Below are 9446 nucleotides of genomic sequence, written 5' to 3'. Positions count from 1 at the left end.
ACCGTCGCGGTCTACCCGCGGTACCGGGACCCCAAGGGTGTGTACAACAACGGCACGCCGGTCGACACCACCCTGGCGAACACACCTGACGTGGTCAGCGCACTCAAGTACATGGTGAGCAAGGGCGGGACACTGCTCATGCACGGCTACACCCACCAGTACTCGAACGTGGCGAATCCATACGACGCTGTCAGCGCCGATGACTTCGAATTCTTCCGGGCCCACATCGACGCCCTGAACAACGTCGTCTACGACGGTCCGGTGGCCGAGGACAGCCAGGCCTGGGCGACCGGGCGCATGAACAGCGCCGCCACCGCGTTCACCGCGGCCGGCCTGCCTGTGCCGACGACGTTCGAGTTCCCGCACTACGCCGGCTCGGCCGCCGACTACGCCGCCGTGCGCGCCAAGTTCACCAAGGGCTATGACCGGCGCCTGTACTTCCGTAACCAGCTTGCCGGCGGGACCGTCGACGCCACCAAGTACGCCGGTCAGTTCTTCCCATATCCGGTCACCGACGTGAACGGCACCTATCTCATCCCGGAGAACATCGGGAACATCGAGCCGGAGCCGTTCAACAACCACCCGGCCCGGCTGCCGGCCGACCTGATCGACGCAGCCAAGCGGAACCTCGTGATTCGTGACGGGTTCGCGAGCTTCTTCTACCACGCCTATTACGGAAAGGCGTACCTGCGCGACACCGTTTCGGGGATAAAGAAGCTCGGCTACACCTTTGTCGCGGCGGGCACGGTCTAAACATCGACCCCGGTCGTTGTGCGGCCGTCGGCCATGGGTCACCCACCCATGGCCGACGGCCGTGTCGATTGTCAGCGCCGTCGGCGGAATATTCGGTTGCCGAGCCATACCAGCGGGTCGTAGGAGGTGTCGACCACCCGCTCCTTGAGCGGAATGATCGCGTTGTCGGTGATGGTAATGTGTTCCGGGCACACTTCCGTGCAGCATTTGGTAATGTTGCAGTAGCCGATTCCGGCCTGTTCGCGTAGCAGCTCCCGTCGGTCCCCGGTGTCCAGCGGGTGCATCTCCAGTTCGGCATACCGGACCATCAGCCGCGGGCCGGCGAAGACCGGTTTGTTCTCCTCATGGTCGCGGATGACGTGGCAGACAGTCTGGCACAGGAAGCACTCGATGCACGTGCGGAACTCCTGGACGCGGTCGACGTCCTCCTGCTTCATCCGGTGGTGTCCGTCGGCACCGGCGGGCGGCCCCGGCGCGAATGCCGGCACCTGCGCGGCCTTCTCGTAGTTGTACGAGACGTCCGTGACGAGATCCCGAATCACCGGGAACGTCCGTAGCGGGGTCACCGTGATGGTGTCGCTCGGCGCGAACAGATTCAGGCGGGTCATGCACATCAACCGGGGCCGGCCGTTCACCTCGGCACTGCACGACCCGCATTTACCGGCCTTGCAGTTCCACCGGACGGCCAGATCTGGGACCTGTGTCTGCTGGAGCCTGTGCAGTGCGTCGAGGACGACCATGCCCTCCTCGACGCTGACCGTGTAGTCGTGCAGATCACCGCCGTCGGCATCGCCCCGCCACACCTGCAGCGCCAGGTTGTATGCGGCCATCAGGCACCCTTTCCGCTGGTCGCGGCTGCTTGGAACAGATGGGCCAGCTCCGCCGGCAGCGCCGGCAGCGGTTCGGCGGTCAGGACAAGCCGGTCCGCGCGCAGCCGCAGAACGTGGTTCACGGTTGCGAACACCGGATCGGGCTGCGGGAAGTCGTCGCGGGTGTGCCCGCCGCGGCTTTCCCGGCGGGCCAGCGCGGACCTGGCGATGCATTCCGCGACGGTGAGCAGTGACCGCAGGTCGACGGCGAGATGCCAGCCGGGGTTGTACTGTCGGTGACCGGCGACGGCGACCCGGCGGGCACGGGCCTGCAACGCTTCGATCTCCATCAGCGCCCGGACGAGTTCGGGCTCGGTCCGGATGATCCCGACCAGGTTCTGCATCACTTCCTGCAGGTCGAGCTGCAGCTGATATGGGTTCTCCGGGGCCGCCTCCGCAGCGGTGGCGGAGAACGGCACGAGGGCCTGCTCGGCGATCGCGTTGACCTGTGCGTCGTCAGCCACGCCGCGGGCCTCCGCTGGCACCGTCCGCGCGTACCACGCGGCGTGCAGCCCCGCCCGCCGGCCGAAAACGAGCAGGTCGGACAGGGAGTTGCCGCCCAGCCGGTTCGAGCCGTGCATGCCGGCCGCGCATTCGCCCGCGGCGAACAGTCCGGGTACCGTCGCCGCCGCGGTGGCCGGGTCGACCTTGATGCCACCCATGACGTAGTGGCACGTCGGGCCGACTTCCATCGGATCTCTGGTGATGTCGACGTCGGCCAGCTCGGTGAACTGGTGGTACATGGACGGCAGCCGGCGGCGGATGTAATCCGGGTCACGGCGGGATGCGATGTCGAGGTACACCCCGCCGTGCGGCGAGCCCCGCCCGGCCTTGATCTCGGCGTTGATGGCCCGCGCCACCTCATCGCGGGGGAGCAGCTCGGGTGGCCGGCGTGCGGTCACCTTGTCGGTGTACCAGCGGTCAGCCTCCTGCTCGGTGTCGGCCGTCTCAGCAGCGAAGATCGGCGGGATGTAGTCGAACATGAAGCGACGGCCTTCGGAGTTGAGCAGTACACCGCCGTCGCCCCGGACACCCTCGGTGACGAGGATCCCCTTCACTGACGGTGGCCAGACCATGCCGGTGGGGTGGAACTGGACGAACTCCATGTCCATCAGCGCGGCCCCCGCCCACAGCGCGAGTGCGTGGCCGTCGCCGGTGTACTCCCAGGAGTTCGATGTCACCTGGTAGGACTTGCCGATGCCGCCGGTGGCGAGCACCACTGCGGGCGCGTCGAAACGCACGAAGGTCCCGGACTCACGCCAGTACGCCAGCGCGCCGGTGACCGGCGGTCCGTCACCGTCGGGCACGTCCTGCGCCGGTGCGGTCTCTTGGCGCCCTGCCGTCAGCAGGCGCAACACCGTGCATTCCATGAAGACGTCGATACGCTTGCTGACCAGCCGATTCTGCAGGGTACGGATCAGCTCCAGGCCGGTGCGGTCCCCGACATGGGCGAGCCGGGCGAAGCGGTGGCCGCCGAAGTCACGCTGGAGGATCCGTCCATCGGGCGTCCGGTCGAAGACCGCGCCCCACTCTTCCAACTCCCAGACCCGGTCGGGCGCCTCCTGCGCGTGGATCTGGGCCATCTGCCACTGGTTGAGCATCTTTCCGCCGCGCATCGTGTCGCGAAAGTGCGTCTGCCAGCTGTCCTCGGGCCACACGTTACCCATTGCGGCCGCGATACCACCTTCGGCCATGACGGTGTGTGCCTTGCCGAGCAGGCTCTTGCAGACGACGGCGACCCGGGCACCCTGTTCGTGCGCCTCCAACGCCGCGCGCAGGCCCGCGCCCCCCGCGCCGATCACCACGACGTCGTAGGCGTGCGTCTCCGAGATCGATGATGGTGTCATGGCCGCTCACGCCACCCAGTGGTAGTCGTGGATGTGACCACTTGCGACCAGCCAGATGTAGAAATCGGTCGCCATGATCCACAAAAGGCTCGCCCAGGCCCAGACGAGGTGGCGCCGGTTGAGCGCCGAGACCCCCCGCCACAGCCGCCGGCGCACCGGGTGTGCGGACAGGGTCCGCAGCCCGCCCCCGCACAGATGCCGGAACGAATGGCAGGAAAACGTGTAGAGGCCGAGGAGTACCACGTTGACCGTGAGGATGCCGGTGCCGACGCCGATGCCGAAACTGCCGTCGAAGCTGAACGCCCGGACAGCCTCGTAGGTGAGCAGACCCACGAACAAGGCGCCGAAGTACAGGAAGTAGCGGTGCACGTTCTGCAGCAGCAACGGGAACCGGGTCTCACCGCTGTACCTACGCCGGGCGTCGGGAACCGCACAGGCCGGCGGTGCCCACCAGAATGATCGGTAGTACGCCTTCCGGTAGTAGTAGCAGGTGAGCCGGAAGCCGAGCGGGAAGATCAAAATCAGGATGGCGGGTGAGATCCAGGGCACATCGCCGAGCAGTCCGGAGCCGAGCGCATCGGTCGGGCAGGAGTCGGTCAGGCAGGGCGAATAGAACGGCGACAGGTACGGATGCGCGTAGTAGTTGCCATTGCGGAACGCCGCCCACGTCCCGTAGACGACGAAGCCGGTGAGCACGGCCACCGTGATGGTGGGAGCTACCCACCATCGGTCCCGTCTCAGGCTGGGTTGGGTGATCCTCGCTCGGGCCGCGCCGGTGCTGGGCGCGGTGGCTCCGGTGGAACCCCGATTGTCGGGATGACGGGCATCCGTCTGCGTCGGCATGGCGCTCCTTGGTTCCCCCCGGGCCGCAGCGCGATCATGGAGCTTCGGGGCGCTGGGGCCCTGGCGTGTTCTCCTTGAGTGGTGTTCTCCCGGTTACGTTTCGGTCGGCTGGGGCGGACCGACGACAGGCCGCGAAGTGTGGCGCGGCCCGTCGTCCCATGCTCACACCCGGACGCGGCGCCGGCGGCGCGGCGACACGGAGCGACCTCGCTGCCACCCGCCGGCAACCCCCTCGTCGTCGCATTCGGGCTGGAACTCAGGCTCGCCCTGGCGGGCCGGCACGAACACGGGTTCACTGCCTGCGGAGTACACCGAGCAGGCGGAGGTGCCCGCCGTGTCGGCATCGGCCAGGCCGCTCGTTTCGCTGCGGCTGAGGGTTTCGGCCCCCAGGTCGTCGAGGTCCTCCAACACCCGGCGCACGTCCGCCTCGAGACGGCCGGCCAGGCGTGAGCTGGGCGCGTGGCGGCGCACGCATCGCACATGACGTTGTGCTTCCGCAACCGCCCTGGTTATGGCGAGAAGCTCGTCCTGTAGGCTTGTCGACTGCACGATTCGCCACCTCCGTGGTTCCACCTGCCGGTCGGCGACCTTCGGGACGGGTGTCGGTACCCGTTCCCGCTGCCGAGCCGGTCACATCGATGACACATTACGTTCACACAGCAGTATGATCGACGGGCGGAAGGTTAGCCAGAGGCACGGAACTTCTGACCGTGCCGGGATGCCAGAAGGTAGCGTCGGGCCGGGTCGGGGGACCTGTTCGCGAAATCTTCCTGTCATGTCCCGATCGTGGTCATGTCCCGGACGTGGACGTGGACGTGGACGTGGCGCGGGACGTGCGGAGCGCCCGGGTCGCGCTTTCGTCAACGGCGAGGCCTTCGGGATCCCTGATCGGGTCGCCGGTGACGACGACACCGTAATCGCGCGCCGCACCGTCGATCGTGACGTATTCGTCACGCACGTCGTGCAGGACCCGCAGCGGATCGCGTTCCAGCGCGTCTCCCCAGCCACCCGCCCCGTTGCAGACAAAACGGATCATCGTGTTGGCCGACGCCGCAACCGGGGTGAGCAGGAAGCGGTACTCACCGTCGGGGTCGAGCTCGTGCGTCTGCGGGTTGACGACCCCCATCAGCGGTGTCGCCTCGCTGTAGATCGGGCTCGACATGGTCAGCGGCAGGATGGCGGGCTGCTGGGCGAGCGGTGACGTCGCGGGGTCCCACAGCCAGCCACCGGCAAGGCTCCCGGGTCGGCCGCCGTACACGCCGCCGTTGCCCGGGGGCCGCTTGACGTGGAAGGTGGAGATCCGGTGCTCGGCCGGGGTCAACCAGAGGCTGTCGGTGACGCTGGCCGAGCCGCTGCGGTGCTTGCCTGCGCCGGCGGTGTCGGGAACATAGTCGCGCCGAAGCACGACGACGGGGTTGTCTGCTTCGCCCTGCTCGGTTCCGCCGTCGAGTAGATTCAGAATCATCATGAGCTGACTTGAGTCGGCATCGCCGTCCCTGGTGGCACCCCATGGCCCCGCCGGGGTCACGGTCGCGCCGGCCGAGCTGAACCACGGGGTTCCGCCGGTGGTGACACCGCTGGCGAAATGAATCGTACCTCCCCATGAGTCCGGCGCGACTGCGTACTCGCCCAGTACACCGTTGATGGCGCTGAAGGTCGCGTTGATGATTGCCAGGACTGGTTCCCAGTAGAACATGCAGCAGTGCGGTGGCGACGGGTTGATGATGCTGTCGGCGGGCAGCAGCACGTCGACGTCTCGCAGGGACGCCGAGGTGAACGGGCTTTTGGGGTCGATGAGGTACTTGAGCGCGATAGCCACGGCGGTTTTCGCGTCCAGCCACGAGCAGTTGATGGCCGAATTCGTCGCGGGCGAGGAGCCGCTGAGGTCGAACTCCGCCCGGCCTCCCCGTTTGTTGATGCGGACCCGGACGACATGCTCCGCGTCGTCGCTGAGACCATCGCTGTCGAGCCGCTCTTCGCCCTCGTAGATTCCGTCGGGCAGCCGCTCGAGTGCGTTGCGCATGGTTTCCGCGGCAGCGTCGCACGCATAGCGGATGCCCCCCAGATATGCCGGCAGTCCGTATTTCTCCAGGGTTTCCAGGAGGAGGCCGGCGCCCAGCTCGAGCGAGGTGTGGATGGTCTGGATGTCGGGCAGTACGATCGGACCGAGACGGGTGTTGTCGAGAATGAGGCTGAACGTCGGCTTGACGGGCTTTCCCGCGCTGTAGAGCAGGGTCGGCGGCAGTACCAGACCGTCCTCGTAGAGGTCGGTCTTGGTGACCTCGAAGCCGCCGATGGTCCGGCCGCCCCAGTCGAGCATGTGCGCGCGGATGGTCACCGCGCCGACGAGTTCGCCGGCACTGAAGACCGGCCGGATGAAACAGACGTCGTTGAGGTGTGTTCCCACCCGGTAGGGATCGTTCACCATGATGACGTCGCCCGCCACGATGCGGTCGAGGCCGTACTCCTCGAGGGCGATGCGGACCGCGTCCGGGATGGAGCCGAAAAACAGCGGAATCGTCTGGGCCACCGCCGGCATCGCGTGGTTCAGCGAGGGCGGACCGGTCACGGCTGCGGAGATGTCCGTCGACTCGCGGATCTGCGGTGAGAACGCGTAGGTGATGAGCTGGCTGCAGACGTGTTCCATGATGTAACGGAAGCGGCTGGAGATCACTGATGCCGTGAAGCGGTCACACTGGTACAGCTGTTCGAACTCGGTGTCGCCGAGGTCCCGCAATGCGGCACCGGTGCCATTCCGAATTCCGGTCTGGGTCGTCATCATCCCTATCCTTCGCAAGAAGCTGGTTCGCCTGGCTCAGGCGATGCTGAGCTCGCCGTATTCCCCGACTGTTGCCGTGTGACCGGCTGGCACGAACGTCGTGGACATGGGCTCGCGGATGATGGCTGGCCCCGCGATCCGATGCCCCGCCAGTAGTTTCGTGCGCTGGTATTCGGACGCCAGGACGTCGTGCCCATACAGATGGCTCAGTGTCGTCGTCGCGTCGGCCTGCGGTGCCACGTCCGAGGCGACCTCGACCTTGGGGTACTCGGCCTTGTCGGAAGGAACGATCATCTGTACCCGAAAGGTGACGCCCTGGACGGGAAACATCTCGAAGCGGTTGCTGTTGCGCCGTTGGTAGGCGTCGTGGAAGGTTTTGATCATCGTGGTGATCGTGTCCGAGGTGATGGTCCCCCCGGGTACCTCGACGAACGGCGTCTCCCAACTCTGGCCGTACAGCCGGCCGTCAAAGCTGCGAACGATCCGGACCGCGTTCGTGTCGATGCCCTGGCGGGCCAGCAGACCGTCCTCCATCTCCCGGAACAGCCGGTCGATGGTGTCCGCGGTTTCAGGGGACAGGAACGTGTACGAACTGCGCTGGTCGGAGAACACCTGGTCGGAGCTGACCAGGCCGAGCGCGCTGAACAGGCCCGGATGGGGAGGAACGATCACCCGTCGCAGCGGGACGAGGTCCAGCAGGGACGGAAGCAGCATCGGTCCCGCGGCACCGAACGCGACCAGGCTGAAGTCGCGCGGGTCGATCCCCCTGCGGATGGCGATGTTCAGCAGGCCTTCGGCGATGTTGTTCAGGCCCATCTTCCACGCGAAGGCGACCCGTTGTCCCAGGGACAGGGATGTGTCCAGGCTTTCGAACGCGGCCTGGGCCAGCTCGGGATGAAGGGCCATCGTGCCGCCGAGGAAGCCGTCCGCGGACAGCACTCCCATGAGCAGCCCGGCGTCGGTGAGGGTGGGGCGGGTTCCGCCCTGGCCGTAGGCGGCGGGCCCCGGGTCTGCACCGGCGCTGTCCGGACCCACCTGGATCTCGCCGGTCGGGGTGATCGCGACGATACTGCCGCCACCGGCGCCAAGCGTCACGATGTCGGTGGAGAGCGCGTTGATGACAAGGTCGTGTTCGAGTTCGAAGGTCGTGTTCGACCACGGTGTGCCGTCGATGACCACGCTGATGTCGACCGACGTGCCGCCGACGTCCGCGCAGAGCAGGTTCTCATCACCGATCAGCCGGCCGAAGTGGGCGCTGGACACCGTGCCCGCGGCCGGCCCGCCGACGACGAGGCGGTACGGCTGCTCCATCGCGTAGTCGGCCGGCATCAGCCGGGCTGCGCAGTCGGCGTAGTTGAACGTCCCGGTGAAGCCGAGGTCGTGCAGGCCGGTGGTCAGCCGGTCGGTGTATCGAGTGTATTTGATCTTCATGATGACGTCGACAACGGTGGTCGACGCGCGGCCGTACTCCTTGGCCAGCGGCGACACACTGCTGGAAATCGAACAGACCACGTCACCGAGCTCCTCGGCGACGAGCTCGCGCAGCCGTCGCTCGTGCGCCCCGTCGACGTAGGAGTTGATCAGGCAGATGGCGACGCCTTCGACGTTGCAGGCCGCGAGGACGCGCAGTTCCTCGCGCGCCTGCTCCTCGTCGAGAGCGATCAGGACGTCGCCCTGGGCGGTGATCCGCTCCTTGATACCGCGCCGCAGATACCGCGGCACCAGGGGTCGGGACGCGTCGCCGATGCCGCGGCGCCACGACATGTCGGTCAGCGCCGTCCACGGTCGTACCAGCCGGCCTCGGTCGAGGATGTCGCGGTGGCCGAGTGTCGTCAGAAAGGCGACCTTGGGAATACGCCTCGTGATGATCGAGTTGAGACCGGCGGTGCTGGCGAGGTTGAACACGTCCGCCGTGGAGACATCAATGTCCGCGGCGCCGCGCAGGACCGAGGTCTCGCTCGTCCGAACGTCGGTCGGCACCTTGGCGACCCTTATCTGGCCGTCGTGGATGGCGACCACGTCGGTGAAGGTGCCGCCGACATCGACGCCGACAATCTTCCTGTCCATCACAGGGTGTCCTCCAGGCGCATGACCGTGCCAAGGCGCGACCAGGGTGTGCGGGATACCGAGCAGAGGCACGCGCGACACTTCACGACTTCGAACCAGCCGCCGTCGGACAGCACCGGATAACGCTGTAACCCGGCTTCGCCGCATTCGGGACAGATACCTTCGGTGTCTTCTCGTTTTACAGAAAGGATCGGTATGGGTGGACTCGTGGACTGTGGCACTTCTCGACCTCCTGACGAGTATGGCCGACGTCTGCACGGGCAATGGCCGGGCAGACGTGTTCCTTTG

7 protein-coding genes are annotated in these 9446 nt (G+C 66.7%); 1 reads left to right on the top strand and 6 read right to left on the bottom strand.

All coding sequences use genetic code 11. The features are described from left to right. A partial coding sequence (locus U9980_RS03415) for a DUF2334 domain-containing protein (RefSeq protein WP_322766641.1) occupies window positions 1-753 on the top strand: 753 nt, incomplete at its 5' end. Between the two features lie 71 nt (window positions 754-824). On the opposite strand, the gene U9980_RS03410 is transcribed toward U9980_RS03415, so the two are convergent. The 6 genes from U9980_RS03410 to U9980_RS03385 form a co-directional block, all read right to left on the bottom strand. After that, window positions 825-1583 (bottom strand): succinate dehydrogenase/fumarate reductase iron-sulfur subunit, encoded by a 759-nt coding sequence (locus U9980_RS03410; RefSeq protein ID WP_322766640.1) that lies wholly within the window; start codon window positions 1581-1583, stop codon window positions 825-827. Beyond that, window positions 1583-3469: a fumarate reductase/succinate dehydrogenase flavoprotein subunit gene (locus U9980_RS03405; protein ID WP_322766639.1), complete on the bottom strand. Its 1887-nt coding sequence runs from the start codon at window positions 3467-3469 to the stop codon at window positions 1583-1585. The genes U9980_RS03410 and U9980_RS03405 overlap by 1 nt, the downstream gene beginning before the upstream one ends. A 6-nt stretch (window positions 3470-3475) precedes the next feature. Continuing rightward, on the bottom strand, window positions 3476-4312 hold the full coding sequence (locus tag U9980_RS03400; RefSeq protein WP_322753181.1) for a hypothetical protein: 837 nt from the start codon (window positions 4310-4312) through the stop codon (window positions 3476-3478). A gap of 162 nt (window positions 4313-4474) precedes the next feature. Beyond that, complete coding sequence (locus tag U9980_RS03395; RefSeq protein WP_322766638.1) at window positions 4475-4861, bottom strand: hypothetical protein; 387 nt, start codon at window positions 4859-4861, stop codon at window positions 4475-4477. 241 nt (window positions 4862-5102) lie between these two features. Continuing rightward, entirely contained in the window at window positions 5103-7091 is a 1989-nt protein-coding gene (locus U9980_RS03390) for a hydantoinase B/oxoprolinase family protein (protein ID WP_322766637.1), read from the bottom strand. 36 nt (window positions 7092-7127) lie between these two features. Next, window positions 7128-9158: a hydantoinase/oxoprolinase family protein gene (locus U9980_RS03385; RefSeq protein ID WP_322766636.1), complete on the bottom strand. Its 2031-nt coding sequence runs from the start codon at window positions 9156-9158 to the stop codon at window positions 7128-7130. Window positions 9159-9446 lie beyond the last annotated feature (288 nt).

Source organism: Protofrankia sp. Cr1, from assembly GCF_963555865.1.
In the GTDB taxonomy this organism is placed as follows: domain Bacteria; phylum Actinomycetota; class Actinomycetes; order Frankiales; family Frankiaceae; genus Protofrankia.
Note: the sequence above shows the minus strand (reverse complement) of the source record. Positions and strands in the feature narration are given on the sequence as shown.